The following is a 15,039-nucleotide window of genomic DNA, read 5'->3' as shown; positions in this document are numbered from 1 at the left end:
CACGAGGCTCACGCCACGGCTTCCAGTGCCGCCTTGCTCGGCTTTTCTCCGCGAGCGGCCTGCTCCGCTTCTAGCTTGCGCACCAGCGGCAGCACCTTCTCGCCGAAGTACTCCACCTCCTCGATGAAGTGCAGGAAGCCCGTCAGGACGAGGTCGACGCCGATGGCCTTGAGCGCCACGATGCGCTCGGCAATCTGTTGCGGCGTGCCGATGAGGTTGGTGCGGAAGCCGTCGTTGTACTGCACGAGGTCTTCGAAGGTGGACTTGGCCCAGTTGCCCTCACCTTCGGGCGAAGACTTGCCGGCCTGCTTGGCCGCATCGCCGAAGGCGTGCACCGCCTCGACGTGTGCGTGCTTGATGATGTCGGCCAGCACGGCCTTGGCTTCCTCTTCGGTGTCGCGGGCGATGACGAACGCGTTCACGCCGATGCGCACCGTGTGGCCGTTCTGCGCGGCCTTGGCCTGGATGTCGTCGATCTGCGCCTTCAGGCCCTCGGGCGTGTTGCCGTTGGTGAAGTACCAGTCCGACACGCTGGCCGCGTTGTCGCGCGCTGCACGCGAGCTGCCACCCTGGAAGATTTCGGGGTGGGGCTTTTGCACCGGCTTCGGGCTCAGCGTGTAGTCGCTGAAGCGATAGAAGTCGCCCTTGAAGGTGAAGTTGTCCTGCGTCCAGATGCCCTTGAGCGCGCGGATGAATTCGTTGGAGCGGCGATAGCGCTCGTCATGCTCCAGCCACGGCTCGCCAATGGCCTGGAACTCACCCTTGAACCAGCCGCTCACCACGTTGATGGCGATGCGGCCATTGGAGATGTGGTCGATGGTGGCGATCTGCTTGGCCACCACGGCCGGGTTCCACGGCCCTGGCAGGATCGCAGCCAACACCTTGAGCTTGGTGGTCGCATGCAGCAGCGCCTGGCTGAAAGACACCGACTCGTGCTGGTACTCGGCACCGTAGCCAGCGGTGAAGCGAATCTGACTCAGCGCGTATTCGAAGCCGGCCTTCTCGGCCGCGAGTGCGAGGCGCTGGTTGTATTCGAGGCTCCAGTCGGTGCGCTGCTCGATGGTGCTGACCACGAGGCCGCCGCTGACGTTGGGCACCCAGTAGGCGAACTTGACGGGGGCGGCGGTGGAAGACGGTTGGCTCATGGCAGGTTTCTCTCTGTGAACGGTCGGTGGGAGGGCTTCAGGCGGCCAGCGCAACGGGCGCGGGCTTGCGGATGGCGGGCGTGGCGGACGTGGTGGCCGGCGAGGCATCGCGCAGTTGCGGCACGGCGCGCGCCACGGCCAGCGCGATGCGTTCGCGCAGCGCGGGGTTGGCGATCTCGTAGCCCTCGAAGTCCTTCTCGACCGCGTAGACGCCGATGGGCAGCGTGCGGGCCTGGAAGAAGCTGAAGAGCGGGCGCAACTGGTGGTCGATGACCAGTGCGTGGCGGTCGCTTCCACCGGTGGCCGCGAGCAGCACGGGCTTGTCGGTCAGTGCCTCGTGGTGAACGAAGTCGAACAGGTGCTTGAAGAGGCCGGTGTACGAGCCGCGATAGACCGGGCTCGCCACCAGCAGCAGGTCGGCGGACTCGATGGCGGCAATGCTCTCTTCGACGGCGGCAGGCAACTGGTTGCGGTAGAGCACGCCGGCAAACTGCGGGCCGATCTCGCCGAGCGAGAGCACGTGCGCATCGATGGCGATCTCGTTGCCGAGCGCGGCCAGCAGTTGATCGACCAGCACCAGGGTGCGTGAGGGACGTTGCAGGCTGCCGGAGACGGCAACGACTTTCAGTTTTCGACTCATGTTGATATGACCTCTGTTTGGAAGCTGCGATCGATTCGCGGTGCACTCGATATAAGCGAATGGCGTGCCACTTCCTTTTTCCTTATGAATCAACGAGTTAGGGCGAAATGGCTATCTGCGCTCATGCTGGATCGGCAGCAGGCTGCGGGTAGGTTGCTGATGGGTCAGCAGTTCCGCAGCGATAGTTGTTTGGGGTAGATCGGTATGCGGCCGTCGCATGAACGCCAGGCAGCAATCCGATGAAAAATCTGCCTCCCCTGCAGCAGGGTGATGTGCGCGTTGGAAAGCACAACGGGCCTGCGACGCGAAGCCGCAGGCCCGTTGCAAGGCAATGCCGAAGTTCAGGAATAGAAGCTGGGTTGCGGCACGCGCGCATTGAGCGCCCAGTCGCCGAGTTCGCGCAGCTTGTAGTCGACCGGATCGTGCAGCGTGTGCACGCGCAGGTTGCGCCAGTAGCGGTCCAGGCGCAGCGCGGCGGTGGTGGCGCGCGCGCCCGTCACCTCGAACATGCGGTGCGCCACCTCGAGGCTCGCGCGTGTGCTCGCGACCTTGGCTGCGGCAACAGCAACAGCCACCTGCCCGCGCTCGTGCTCATCGAGCGAAGTGCCACGCAGCCACGCCTGATCGAAGGCCGCGGCCGCATGGTCCAGCAGCATGCGGGCGCCTTGCAGCGCGAGCCAGAAATCGCCGTAGTGCGTGAGCACGTAAGGATCTTCGTTTGCCGCCGAAGCCGTCGAGAACAGCCAGGGCCGGCCTTGCTGCAGCGTGAACGACCTCGCCTCTTCGAGCGCGCCCTCCCCCAGGCCGAGGTAGATGTTCGCGAGGATCAGTTGCGCAAGCAGCGGGCGCAGGCAGGCGAACGGCGTCGAGAGCGGGCCGGGGTCGAGCAGCAGTTCGTTCGTCTCGACGCGCACGCCATCGAACACCACGCTGCCGCTGTCGGTCTGGCGCTGGCCCATGTTGTCCCAATCGCCCTGCACCGCAATGCCGGCGCGCCCCGTGGGCACGACGCCAATCAGCAGGCGATCGTTCGCGTCGAGGGCCGAGGCGAGCAGCATGTCGGAGTCGCTGGCACCGGAGCAGAAGCTCTTGCGGCCCGAGAACACATAGCCCCCGTCGACGGCTTGCGCGCGCGTGGACTTGTCGAGCGGGTTCAACGCATTGCCCCAGAACCAGCGCTGCGCGCGGGTCTGTTCGATCCACGGCTGCCACTGCCCGCGTTGCGCGAAGAGCTGCGTGGTCGCGAGCAGCAGATGATGAAAGGCGAACAGGTGCGCCACCGAGCTGTCGACACGCGCAAAGCCGCGCACCACGTCGAGCGTCTGCTGCCAACTCGCGCCCAGGCCGCCGAGTTCGGTCGGCACGCTGAGCATCAGCAGGCCGCTGCCCCGCAGCAGGTCGCGTTCGGCCTTGGGCGTGCCGCCGCGCTGGTCGCGCTCGACGGCGGTCTGCGCCAATGTCTGCGCGACGCGCTGCGCGGTCGCATGCCACGGCACGACTTCGTCGCCGGCCTCCGCGGAGAAATGCTTCATGCGGCGGCCTTCTCGGGCACGGGCACAGACAGCGGCACCTGCAGAGCTTGCGAAGGCGGCGGCACGATGTCGTTGGCAATGACCTCACCGAAAGGGCCGGTGATGTTGGCTTGCCCCGCCGGGCGCGCATGGTCGAGCGGCAGCAGCGGAAACAGCAGCTCGGCCACGCGATAGGCCTCCTCAAGATGCGGATAGCCCGAGAAGATGAAAGTCTCCACGCCGAGTGCCGCGTATTCCTTGATGCGCGCCGCCACCTCTTCGGGGCTGCCCACCAGCGCCGTGCCCGCGCCGCCGCGCACCAGGCCCACGCCGGCCCACAGGTTGGGCGACACCTCCAGCCTGTCGCGCCGCCCGCCGTGCAATGCGGCCATGCGCTGCTGGCCCACCGAGTCGAAGCGCGAGAAGGCCTTCTGCGCGGCCGCGATGGTGTCGTCGGTCACGTAGGAAATGAGTTCGTCTGCAGCGCGCCAGGCCGCCTCGCTGGTCTCGCGCACGATCACATGCAGGCGGATGCCGAAGCGCAGCGTGCGGCCGTGCTTTGCCGCCGCGGCGCGGGCCTTCGCGATCTTGTCGGCCACGTCGGCCGGCGGCTCGCCCCAGGTGAGGTACACGTCGACCTGCTCGCCCGCGAGTGCGATGGCTGCGTCCGACGAGCCGCCGAACCACAGGGGCGGATAGGGCTTCTGCACCGGCGGATAGAGCGTCTTGGCGTTCTCCACGCGCAGGTGCTTGCCCGAGAAGTTGACGGTCTCGCCGGCCGCAACGCCGCGCCAGATGCGCAGGAATTCATCGGTGACCTCGTAGCGCTCGGCATGCGTCAGGAAGCTGCCGTCGCCGTGCTGCTCGTCGGGGTCGCCGCCGGTCACCACGTTGATGAGCAGGCGGCCATCGGAAAAGCGGTCGAGCGTCGCGGCCTGGCGCGCGGAAACGGTCGGCGAAATGATGCCGGGGCGTATCGCCACCAGGAACTTGAGCCGCTCGGTCTGAGCCGCGAGCGACGAAGCGACCACCCACGAGTCTTCGCAGGAACGCCCCGTGGGAATCAGCACGCCTTCGTAGCCCAGTTCGTCGGCGGCCTGTGCCACTTGCCGCAGGTATCGATGGCTCACGGTGCGTGCGCCGCGGGAGGTGCCGAGGTAGCGGCTGTCGCCGTGCGTGGGAAGAAACCAGAAAAGTTGCATGAGGCGGTTCAGCAGTTAGCGTGCCAGTCGAGCTGCCTGTGGGAACGCGCCGAAACGCGCGATTTGTGCTGCTCCAGCAGCAGCGGAACACCACATCTGCTGCGCGCGGCACATTGCCCGCCCGCACTGCTGCCATGGAAGCAAAACAAGGATCGATATACGCATCGCATCGTTGGCCGGGCGCTTGCGCGCCGCCAACATGCTGCTGGCGCAGCAACCGTGCTGCCTGCACATACCGAGGCCTTGTGTGAGTTCAGTGAGTTCCGTTCTTTCCATTCCTGCTTCCGAATCCCCTCGCGACATCGCCCGCGAGCTGATGCAGCGCTTCGCGGCCACCGCGGTGGAGCGCGACGAGCGCGGTGGCACGCCGAAGGCCGAGCGCGATGCCCTGCGTGAAAGCGGCCTGCTCGCCTTGAGCATCCCGTCCGAATTCGGCGGCGGTGGCGCGGACTGGCGCGAGACGCTCGACGTCGTGCGCCTGCTCGCGCAGGCCGATAGTTCGCTCGCGCATGTGTTCGGCTTTCATCATCTGATGCTCGCCACGGTGCGCCTCTTCGCGCGGCCCGTGCAATGGCAGCCATGGTTCGAGCAGACCGCGCGCCGCCGGTGGTTCTGGGGCAACGCCCTCAACCCGCTGGACGACCGCACGGTGTCCAGCGCGCACGAGGGCTGGCGCGAGTTCACCGGGCAGAAGAGCTTCTGCTCGGGCGCGCTCGATTCCGAAATGCTGATCGCCTCGGCGCGCGAGGAAGGCAGTGGCGCCTTCATCGTCGCGGCGGTACCCACCGGCCGCTCGGGCATCTTCGTCGCGCCCGACTGGAACAACATCGGCCAGCGCCAGACCGACAGCGGCAGCGTGACCTTCGAGAAGGTGCGCGTCGAGCAGCACGAGGTGCTGGCCGATCCGGGCCCGCTCTCGACGCCCTTCGCCTGCCTGCGGCCGCTGGTGTCGCAACTCGTGCTGGCCAACATCTACCTCGGCATTGCGGAGGCGGCCTTCAACGATGCAAGGCATTACACGCTGCACGAGTCGCGCCCGTGGCATACGGCCCATGTGTCGCAGATGCACGAGGACCCCTATGTGCTCGGCCACTACGGCGACTTCTGGGTCGGCCTGGAGAGCGTGCGCGTGCTGGCCGACCGCGCGGCCGACCGGCTCGACGCGGCATGGCGGCTCGGCCCCGCGTTGACCGAGGCCGAGCGCGGCGATGTCGCGGTGGCCGTGGCCACCGCGAAGGTCGCGGCGACGAACACGGGGCTGGACATCTGTACGCGCATGTTCGACGTGGCCGGCGCGCGTGCCACGCATGGCGGCCTGCGCCTTGACCGCCACTGGCGCAACCTGCGCACCCAGACCTTGCATGACCCCGTGGCCTACAAACTGCGCGAGCTCGGCGAATGGGCCCTCAAGCAGCAATACCCCGTACCGACCTTCTACTCATGACCGCCTTCACCCGCCCTCTCGCTGTGCTGCCGCCGGCCGACGCCTCCCCCGCATCGGACGAGGACTGGGATGCCCCCACCCTGCTGACGCTGCCCAACCCGCGCAAGCTCACCACCTCGATCCGCGCCACGGCCCAGGTGTTCCAGGATCCGCGCTCGGCTGCGCTGCTCGAACGCGTGCGCATGGTGGCGCCCAGCGATGCCAACGTGCTCATCATCGGAGAGACCGGCACCGGCAAGGAGCTGATCGCGCGCCACGTACACGACCTGAGCCGCCGCAGCAGCCGGCCTTTCGTGGCTGTGAACTGCGGTGCCTTCTCCGAGAGCCTGGTCGAGAGCGAGCTCTTCGGCCACGAGAAAGGCGCCTTCACCGGCGCGTTCTCGGCCAAGTCGGGCTGGTTCGAGGCGGCCAACGGCGGCACGCTGTTCCTCGACGAGATCGGCGACCTGCCACTGTCGATCCAGGTCAAGCTGCTGCGCGTGCTGCAGGAGCGCGAGGTGGTGCGGCTGGGCTCGCGCAAGAGCGTGCCCATCGACGTGCGCGTGGTGGCCGCGACCAATGTGCGGCTGCAGGACGCGGTGGCCGCCGGCAACTTCCGCGAAGACCTGTTCTACCGGCTGCACGTGGTGCACCTTGCGCTGCCGACGCTGCGCGAGCGGCCCGGCGACATTCTTCCGCTGGCGCGGCATTTCATCGAGGAGTACCGCCAGCGGCTGGGCTACGGCTCGGTGCGGCTCGATGCGAGCGCCGAACAGAAGCTCTCCGAGCACACCTGGCCCGGCAACATCCGCGAGCTGGAGAACGTGATTCACCACGCGCTGCTGATCTGCCCGCACGGCGTGCTGGGCGCTGAGCATCTGCATCTGTCCTCGTTGAACATCCAGAGGCGTCCAGCCGAGAGCGAGGTCTCCGCGCACGCCACGCCACAGCAAGCGCTGGAGACGGTGCTGCGCGAGCTGTTCAACGAGCCTCACGAACAGATGTTCGAACTGATCGAGGACACCGTAATGCGCACCGCCTTCGAGTTCTGCCACCGCAATCAAGTGCAGGCGGCCAGGCTGCTTGGGATCAGTCGCAACATCCTGCGCTCCAGGCTCATCAAGAGTCGGGAGATTTCCGCGTTGAAGTAGTCCCCGGACCGGTTCGGTCTTTCGCAGCATTGCGGTCATCGCGTTGCCGTTGTCGATGCTCAGGGCCGTGCATTGAAGGCGGTCGCCCGCGCAGCAGCCTGGAGGTGAAGGACCGCGGAGCCGATGCGACCAGTGCGTCCAGATGGTTCAATGACCCACCGTCTACGGCACTTCGCGCGCCAGCACCCGCCCCGGCCGCGCGCCCGTCGACCCGCCATCGCGCCACACGATCGCACCATTGACGATCACCGCCTCGATGCCATGGGCCGGTGCAATGGGCGCTTCGTACGTGGCGGCTTCGCAGACCGTGTCTGCATCGAACAGGGCCAGGTCGGCATATGCGCCCTCCTTCAGCACGCCGCGGTCCTTCAGGCCGAAGTTCTTCGCCGTCAATCCAGTCATCTTGTAGATCGCGGTTTCCAGCGGGAACAGTCCGAGCAGGCGCCCGTAGTGGCCCAGCACGCGCGGAAAGCTGCCCCACAGCCGCGGATGCGGCGCGGCATCGTGCGGCAGGCCGTCGGAGCCGATCATGGTCTGGTCGAACTTCAGGATGCGCTGCACGTCGGCCTCGTCCAGCCTGAAGTAGATACCGCCGGCGGGACTGAGGCGTCGGATTGCCTCTTCTTCGGTAACGCCCATTTCCTTTGCGATGACGTCCAGGTCGCGGCCGGCATGTTCGGGCAGCGATTTCGACCAGCTCACGATCACGCGCGAAGAGCTTGCCGCCCGGTCCGCCGACAGGATGGTGGAGCCTGCCGTGTAGGGATAGCAGTCGAGGCAAATCGGCTGCTTGGCCATGTTCTTTTCGATGAAGGACAGCGCCTCTTCCGACCGGCCATGGTTCGCCGGCCCCACCACCTTCATGTGCGAGATCACCACCTGCACCCCGACTTCGCGGCCGACGCGAAAGGTTTCTTCGAGCGAGTCGATCACCTGGTCAGCCTCGTTGCGCATGTGGGTGCAATACACGCCGTTGAATTCCTTCAGCGGACGGCAGGTTTCGATCACCTCCTCGGCGGGCGCGGCAATCGACGGTTCGTAGAACAGGCCGGTGGACACGCCGATGGCGCCGGCCTGCAGCGCCTCCTGCACCAGTTCGCGCATGCGGGCGATCTGCTCTGGCGTCGCCGGCAGTCCGAGGTCGTCCAGCGTCGCAACCCGCAAGGTGGTGTGGCCCACCAGCAAGGCGCAGTTGGTCGCGGCTGGCTTGGAGCGCAGTTCCTCGATGTACGAGGCGAAGGTGGGAAAGGAGAACCAGTCGCCCTGCTCGTCGAGCAAGTTCAGCGGTGGCGTGACCGGTTGCGTGATGCCGCCCGGCATCGGCGCCAGCGAAATGCCGCAGTTGCCCGCGATCACCGTTGTGATGCCCTGGCTGACCTTGGGCGCCATGTCGGGGTTGGACAGCATGAGGCGGTCGTCGTGGGTGTGGGCGTCGATGAAGCCGGGCGCCGCGACACGCCCTGCCCGGTCGATTTCCACCTCGCCGTGCGCTGCGGACAGATCGCCGATGCGGGCGATGCGGTCGCCGCGAATGCCGATGTCGCCCGTGAAGCGGGGCGCGCCGGTGCCGTCGACGATGCTTGCGTTGCGGATCAGAAGGTCGAATTTTTCCTGCATCGATTGCCTTGGATTGAAAGGAGTTAAAGCAGCGCGCCGCGAGCGGCGATCGGCCACAGGGCTTCCACCCGCTCGCCGCGCACGCAGATCAGGTCGTCGTAGAGATTGACGGTCGGGTCGCAATGGCCGGGCACCAGCATCAGCTGGTCACCCAGAGAAAGCGCGGCGGCATCGGGCGTGGCCAGCGCACCGTGCTCGTCGGCGGCTTTCACGTAGCGCAGGTCGGGCCGCTGCCACACGGTGGGCATGCCCGAGTCCACGCTGGAGGCCTTCAGGCCCGCGTCGACGATGGCACGCTCGGGCGTGGCTCGGCTCATGACGGTAGTGCGCACGAACAGGGCGTGCTCGAACGCGATGTCGTGCTCGCCACGCTGGTTGTCGCCGTAGTCGCGATCCATGAAGACGTAGGAGCCGGCCTGGATTTCGTTGAAGACGCCGGAGTCGCGCTCGTGCAGGAAGCTGCCGGTGCCCGCCCCCGTCACGCGCTCGACGGGGATGCCGCAGGCCTCGATGGCTGCGCGGGTCATGCGCGCGGCTTCTGCGGCGGCGGCAATGGCCGCGGCGCGGTCCTGCGGCGCGCGCAGGTGCTGGGCCGGCCCGTGATAGCAGTGCAGGCCCATGAAGCGCAGCGGTGCACTGGCCGCGATCTGCTGCGCAAGCCGCACCGCCTCTTCGCCGGGGGCAACGCCACATCGGTTGGCCCCGACGTTGACCTCGACATACACATCCAGCGTCACGTCCTCAGCCTGCGCTACGGCAACCAGCGCCTGCACCTGTTGCGGGTGATCGACCAGCACGCCCATGCGTGCGCGGCGGGCCAGTGCGGCCAGGTGGCGCAGCTTGGTTTCGCCCATCACCTGGTTGGTGACCAGCACGTCGGCGATGCCGGCTTCGACGAACACGGCCGCCTCGCTGACTTTCTGGCAGCAGATGCCGGCCGCACCCAGGGCGATCTGGCGCAGGGCGATTTCCGGCGTCTTGTGGCACTTGGCATGGGCGCGCAGGCGCACGCCGCTGCCCCGCAGTGCCTCGGCCATGCGTGCGAGGTTGCGCTCGAAGGCATCGAGGTCGAGCACGAGCGCGGGTGTGTCGATGGCGTCGAGGCGATCGCCGGGCCTTGCGGCTTTCCAGGGAGTCATGGTGAGTTAGCCTTCAGTCGATCTTCGCGCCCGAGTCCTTGATGATCTTGGCCCACTTGAGCGTCTCGCGGCGCGAGAGGTCGAGGAACTGCTCCGACGTGGCGAAATCGGTCTCGGCGCCCAGCAGCCTGAAGCGCTCGCGCAATGCCGGGTTGGCCAGTGCGGTGTGGATCTCGGCGTTGAGGCGCGCCACCACGTCCTTGGGCATGCGGGCCGGCCCGATGATGCCGCCCCAGGCTTCCACCTCGAAGCCCGGCACGCCGGCCTCGGCGATGGTGGGAATGTTCGGATAGGTGGGCGAGCGCTGGCGCGACGAGATCCCCAGCGCCCTCACCTTGCCCGCCTGGGCCTGCGGGCCGGACACCGGCGTGTTGACCATCATGAGCTGCACGCCTCCGCCGATCAGGTCGGTAATGGCCGCCGTTGCGGCCTTGTAGGGCACGTGCAGCATGTCGGTGCCGGTCATGGCCTTGAAGAGCTCGACGCCCAGGTGCGCGGTGGTGCCGTTGCCGTCGGAAGCGAAGGCCAGCTTGCCGGGGTTCTTCTTCGCGTAGGCAACGAGCTCGGGCACCGTCTTGACCGGCAGGTCGTTATTGACGATCAGCAGGTTGGACAGGCGCAGCGTGTTGGCGACCAGCGTCAGGTCTTTCTCGACGTCGTACGGCACGCTGGGCAGCAGCGACCGGTTGGTGGCCAGCGAGACGATGTTGCCGTAGGCCAGCGTGTAGCCGTCGGGCGCGGAATGCACCAGGTCCATGGTGCCGATCGTGTAGGAGCCGCCGGGCTTGTTGTCGACCACGATGGGCACGCCCATCTGCTGCGACAACTGAGCGCCCAGCGCGCGCATCAGCGCGTCGGGTGCGCCGCCCGGGGCCGAGGGCACGATCAGGCGGATCGGCTTGTCGGGATAGGCCGCGAGGCCCGGCATCGAAACCGCCGACAGCGCGGCGAGGACGAGAGTACACAGCAAGGCACGTAGACGCATGGCAGAGAACTCCGGCAATGAAGGATCAGTGTGCGGATGATCTGCCCGCGAACCGGGTTGGACAAGCCATGTTTCCTGGGTTTAGCATGAGCTTTCCTCATGCACGAGGCCGGTGCGTATAGGCGGCTCCATCGGTTGCATGCACCAGACTTGCTCTTTTCTCATGAACCATCACGTTCGCGCTCCCTCGACGATGTCCCTGATGTGCCTGGAGGCCAGCGCGCGGCTGCGCTCCTTCACTGCTGCCGCGCAGGAGCTCCGCCTCACGCAAGGTGCGGTGAGCCGGCAGGTGCAGACACTGGAAGACCGGCTCGGCGTAAAGCTCTTCACGCGCCGGCGCGAGGCCCTGGCCCTGACGGACGCGGGCCGCTACTACCTGGGCGAAGTCGGGCCGCTGCTGCAGCGGCTGGAGCGCGCCACCGCCAATGTGATGGCGCTCAAGGGCCGGGGCGGCGAGCTGTCGCTGTCGGTTGGCGCCTCGGTCGGCAGCTACTGGCTGATTCCGCGCCTGCCCGGGTTCACGCGCGACCATGGCGAGATCACGCTCAACCTGGGCACGCGCGTGGGGCCGGTGGACTTCAGCGCCACGCCGGTCGATGCGTCGCTGGAATTCGGCGACGGCCAGCGGCCGGGCCTGCGCAGCGAGTTCGTGCTGCCGCTGGACCTCTCGCCCTACGCGGCGCCGGCCTGGATCGCCGAGCACGGCAAGGCGGTCGATGCGAACACGCCGCGCTCGGCGCTGATCCACCACCAGACCCTGCCCGGCGCATGGGACGAATGGTTCGCACGCGAAGGCATCGTGGGCGAGGCAGGACGCGAAGGGCCGCGCTACGACATCATGTCGATGGCCCTCAACGCCTCGCTGGCCGGCATGGGCGTGGCGCTGCTGCCGCCCTACATGAGCGACGAGTCGGTGGCGTCGGGGCGCCTGCGGCGGCTGTCGCGCCGCAAATGGCGCTATGCCAAGGGCTACTACCTCGTGTATCCGGAAGAGTCGGCGCAGATGCAGTCGCTGCAGGTCTTCAGGCAATGGCTGCTGGCGCAGGTGAACGACTCCTAGCGTCCTGCCGCCGGTCTTGACCCAGGTCAAGCGCCAGGCCCTACCTCGTGGCTAGCATCGAAGGCGACACGAGGAGACACCGTGGAACTCGAGATACCGGAGATGCTGGCCGCTGCGCTGCAGGGTCAGGTCGGCGCGCAAACGCCGCTTGGCCTTCAACTGGGTGGGCTTGGCGCCGGCAGCGGTATGCGCGTCGTGTCCAGTTGCCATTTCGACGGCCACTCGCTCAACCTGCTCTTCCAGCTGGGCCTGGCTGCCGGCTCACGCGACCTGGTGTTCCAGCTGCTCGCGCTGGACAACCTCAACGGCGAACCGCCCGCTAAGCCCATCTCCAGCCTGGAGTCGATGGTCCCGGCGTTGACCGAGTGGCTCGCGCGTGACCTGATCGATGGCTGGCTCTACCAGCGCGACAAGGACGGCGTACTGCTGCCCTGGCTGGTCCATGCAGTGCGCCTTGTGCAACCAGCGGACAACGAGGCTTACGTGCTGGTGGGCCTGCTGGCCAACACGCTGCAGGCCGCCGGCCGCGAGCCGCCCTCCGAACCGCGCTTGCGCTTCGCGGGCATGACCTGGGGCCTGAGCTTCTACGCGGAAGACCTGCCCGGCCGCACGCTGGCCGGCCTCTTCGCCGACCACGGCTTTCACAAGGAGTGCGCCGAGTTCAGGCGCGAGTACGACAAGCAGGTGGCGTGCTTCACGAAGCTGCAGCCGCAGTTCGGTGCCCAGTTCACCATCGACGGCAGCGCCTGGACGGCCGGCGAAGGCCCTCGGGCAGGCATGGCGTGCCACCGGCTGCCCGAAGGCGCGGTGGCTCGCTGCGTGAACGACGAGGAACTGCTGCAGCGCCGCTTCGACCTGGCCGCCGATCCGCATTACTGGCGCGAGAGTGGTGTCGACAGCGGCTTCGACCGCATTCCCCAGCACTGCTACTTGCACCTGTTCCACCTCGACTGGCATCGCAACATCTGGGTCCATGCGCAGCACGTGCAGGAATACAAGTACCAGCCCGGCCTGCGCGAGCGGCTGGTGCTGCCGCAGGCGCACCGCGACCTGATCGACATCCTGACGGCCGACCGCTGCTTCCTCGTGGAAGACGTGGTGCCGGGCAAGTCGGGCGGCACCACCATCCTGTGCAAGGGTGCGCCGGGCCTGGGCAAGACCCTTACCGCCGAGGTCTATGCGGAAGTGGTCGGCAAGCCGCTGTACCGCGTGCATTCGGGCCAGCTCGGCGTGACGGCCGACTCGGTGGAGGCCAGCCTGACGAAGATCCTTCAGCGCGCCGCGCGCTGGGACTGCGTGCTGCTGCTGGACGAGGCCGACGTGTACATCCGACGACGCGACAACGACCTGCAGCACAACGCCATCGTGGCGGAGTTCCTGCGCACGCTGGAGTATTTCAGCGGCCTGCTGTTCATGACCACCAACCGGGTCGGCGACATCGACGAGGCCATCCTGTCGCGCTGCATCGCGGTGATCGACTACCAGCCGCCAGGACCCGACGACGCGCGCCGGCTCTGGTCCACGCTGTCGATCCAGCTGGGCGTGGAGCTTCCGGGTGCGGTAATCGACAGGCTGGTGGTCGAATATGCCGGCGCCAGCGGCCGCGACATCAAGGAACTGCTCAAGCTCACCAGCAAGTACTGCCGCCGCAAGGAGCTGCCGCTGTCGGCGCAGTCTTTCGCGCAGTGCGCGGTGTTTCGCGGCATTGCCTGCGCCTCGTCGCAGATGTCGTCGCAGGTGGGAGCGATCGAATGATCGACGCCAGCCTGCTGGGCGGCGCGCTGACCGGCCGCATGAGCTTCCGCCCGGGCGCCGCGCCCGTAGCCGCCCCGCTGCCACCCGGACGCCACGGCCTCTCGTTCGCCGAAGGGCGCGAAGCGGTGCTGGTGGTTCCCGAGGGGCTGCCCACCAATGCACCGTTGCCGCTGCTGGTGATGTTCCACGGCGCGGGCGGCGAGGCCAACCGGGTGCTGCCGCATCTCGTGTCCCATGCGCGTGCGCGGCGCTTTCTTCTGCTGGCCCCGCAGTCGATGTACCCGACGTGGGACATCGTGGTCGGCGGACATGGCCCCGATCTGGAACGGCTCGACGGCGCGTTGTCGTCGGTAGCCGCGCATTTCCGCATCGACCCCGAGCGCCTGGCGTTCGCCGGCTTCTCCGACGGCGGCAGCTACGCCCTGTCGCTCGGCCTGACCAATGGCGATGTGGCCAGCCACGTGATCGGGCTGTCGGCGGGCTTCATGAATGCGTTCACGCAGACGGGGAAGCCGCGCGTGTTCCTGGCGCACGGGCGCTCGGACAGCCAGTTGCCGATCGAGACCAGCGCCCACCCGCATGCGCGACGGCTGCTGGAGAGCGGGCACGACCTGACGCTGCAGCCCTTCGACGGCGATCACGTCATCGTGCCGTGGGTGGTTGCGCGGGCGGTCAAGTTCTTCCTCGGGCCTCAGGCGGCGGCACCAGCCTGAACTAGAGATGCGTCAATGCCTGGCGGCTTCAGCAGAACGGATCCAGATCTGTGTCGGCTCCGCAAGACGGGCACGTGACTACCAGATTCCGGCCCGGCCGGACTCGCATCCGCTGCTGGCAGCAGTGGCACCGGATCACGATCTTCTCCATGAGCGCTGAATTTGCGGGCTTCAGCGAGTAGACGGAGTACGTGATCTGGTCATCCACGATGAACTCATTGCTGGAAAGGAAGCCGGCAATGAACCCGTTCACGGGGAAAAGAACGCTCGAACCGGGGACTTCCGGCCAGAAGAAGCGAGTCGCAGTTTCCGCGGGCGCACGTACCAGGCGCGCCGCGCCTTTCAGCTGAGTCGGCTCGAATTCCAGATACGCGTCGCATGTCTTCCTGACTGTTCGACAGATTCCAGCCAATGGGTCCGGGATCAGCACGCCTGTTCCGTGCCGTTGAGTGCACAACTTGGTCAAGGTTGCGCCTGGGCCGACGTCCGCTCTGAGGACATGCAGGCCGGCACGCAAGCTTTCGAAATTTCTGGTCGGGTTCGGGTCCATTGCTTCAGTTTGCGCACCTCGCGCGGGAACTGAAAGGGGCATTTGTCCTGTTCTTGGCAGGCCCTCCGGCCTGCTCCGGCCTCGACAAAACGCCCCCTCTGACCACCTGCTGCGACGCGTTGCGTCCATGCCGCGAAAGCTAGAAAAA

13 protein-coding genes are annotated in these 15,039 nt (G+C 67.1%); 5 read left to right on the top strand and 8 right to left on the bottom strand.

All coding sequences use genetic code 11. From position 1 onward, the window contains the following. Positions 1–8 precede the first annotated feature (8 nt). The 4 genes from sfnG to ssuD form a co-directional block, all read right to left on the bottom strand. Positions 9–1,145 carry a dimethylsulfone monooxygenase SfnG gene (gene sfnG, locus ACTG4X_RS17970; RefSeq protein WP_093058402.1) on the bottom strand — a complete coding sequence of 379 codons (1,137 nt, stop codon included), beginning with the start codon at positions 1,143–1,145 and terminating at the stop codon, positions 9–11. 37 nt (positions 1,146–1,182) lie between these two features. Continuing rightward, positions 1,183–1,785: an FMN reductase gene (gene msuE, locus ACTG4X_RS17965; protein ID WP_093058401.1), complete on the bottom strand. Its 603-nt coding sequence runs from the start codon at positions 1,783–1,785 to the stop codon at positions 1,183–1,185. Between the two features lie 341 nt (positions 1,786–2,126). Continuing rightward, the gene (locus tag ACTG4X_RS17960; protein WP_440531530.1) at positions 2,127–3,317 is read right to left on the bottom strand and encodes an acyl-CoA dehydrogenase family protein; all 1,191 of its coding nucleotides are present in this window, start codon (positions 3,315–3,317) and stop codon (positions 2,127–2,129) included. Continuing rightward, a complete protein-coding gene (ssuD, locus tag ACTG4X_RS17955; RefSeq protein ID WP_145745854.1) occupies positions 3,314–4,498 on the bottom strand; it encodes an FMNH2-dependent alkanesulfonate monooxygenase in 1,185 nt (394 codons plus the stop codon). The genes ACTG4X_RS17960 and ssuD overlap by 4 nt, the downstream gene beginning before the upstream one ends. A 316-nt stretch (positions 4,499–4,814) precedes the next feature. On the opposite strand from ssuD, the gene ACTG4X_RS17950 reads away from it, so the two are divergent. Then, a complete protein-coding gene (locus ACTG4X_RS17950; RefSeq protein ID WP_256329605.1) occupies positions 4,815–5,942 on the top strand; it encodes an acyl-CoA dehydrogenase family protein in 1,128 nt (375 codons plus the stop codon). Beyond that, the gene (locus ACTG4X_RS17945) at positions 5,939–7,072 is read left to right on the top strand and encodes a sigma-54 interaction domain-containing protein (protein ID WP_440531529.1); all 1,134 of its coding nucleotides are present in this window, start codon (positions 5,939–5,941) and stop codon (positions 7,070–7,072) included. Before ACTG4X_RS17950 ends, ACTG4X_RS17945 begins: the two co-directional genes overlap by 4 nt. Positions 7,073–7,234: 162 nt before the next feature. On the opposite strand, the gene ACTG4X_RS17940 is transcribed toward ACTG4X_RS17945, so the two are convergent. From ACTG4X_RS17940 to ACTG4X_RS17930, 3 genes are read right to left on the bottom strand one after another with little or no spacing between them, the layout of a single operon-like run. Continuing rightward, entirely contained in the window at positions 7,235–8,689 is a 1,455-nt protein-coding gene (locus ACTG4X_RS17940; protein WP_440531528.1) for an N-acyl-D-amino-acid deacylase family protein, read from the bottom strand. 23 nt (positions 8,690–8,712) lie between these two features. Beyond that, positions 8,713–9,828, bottom strand: coding sequence for a DSD1 family PLP-dependent enzyme (locus ACTG4X_RS17935; RefSeq protein ID WP_440531527.1), 1,116 nt, complete (start codon positions 9,826–9,828; stop codon positions 8,713–8,715). A gap of 13 nt (positions 9,829–9,841) precedes the next feature. Beyond that, positions 9,842–10,813: a Bug family tripartite tricarboxylate transporter substrate binding protein gene (locus ACTG4X_RS17930; protein ID WP_440531526.1), complete on the bottom strand. Its 972-nt coding sequence runs from the start codon at positions 10,811–10,813 to the stop codon at positions 9,842–9,844. A gap of 163 nt (positions 10,814–10,976) precedes the next feature. Here ACTG4X_RS17930 and ACTG4X_RS17925 point away from each other — a divergent pair, with 163 nt between their 5' ends. The 3 genes from ACTG4X_RS17925 to ACTG4X_RS17915 all read left to right on the top strand — a co-directional run bounded on the left by ACTG4X_RS17925 (position 10,977) and on the right by ACTG4X_RS17915 (position 14,341). Then, the gene (locus tag ACTG4X_RS17925) at positions 10,977–11,873 is read left to right on the top strand and encodes a LysR substrate-binding domain-containing protein (protein WP_440531525.1); all 897 of its coding nucleotides are present in this window, start codon (positions 10,977–10,979) and stop codon (positions 11,871–11,873) included. A gap of 81 nt (positions 11,874–11,954) precedes the next feature. Then, positions 11,955–13,628: an AAA family ATPase gene (locus ACTG4X_RS17920; protein ID WP_440531524.1), complete on the top strand. Its 1,674-nt coding sequence runs from the start codon at positions 11,955–11,957 to the stop codon at positions 13,626–13,628. Further along, a complete protein-coding gene (locus ACTG4X_RS17915) occupies positions 13,625–14,341 on the top strand; it encodes an alpha/beta hydrolase (RefSeq protein WP_440531523.1) in 717 nt (238 codons plus the stop codon). Before ACTG4X_RS17920 ends, ACTG4X_RS17915 begins: the two co-directional genes overlap by 4 nt. Positions 14,342–14,369: 28 nt before the next feature. Here ACTG4X_RS17915 and ACTG4X_RS17910 read toward each other — a convergent pair whose 3' ends face one another. Further along, the gene (locus ACTG4X_RS17910; RefSeq protein WP_440531522.1) at positions 14,370–14,891 is read right to left on the bottom strand and encodes a hypothetical protein; all 522 of its coding nucleotides are present in this window, start codon (positions 14,889–14,891) and stop codon (positions 14,370–14,372) included. Positions 14,892–15,039 lie beyond the last annotated feature (148 nt).

This window comes from Variovorax sp. YR566, assembly GCF_051992195.1.
Lineage (GTDB): Bacteria > Pseudomonadota > Gammaproteobacteria > Burkholderiales > Burkholderiaceae_C > Variovorax.
This window is presented reverse-complemented; position numbering and strand designations above follow the sequence as displayed.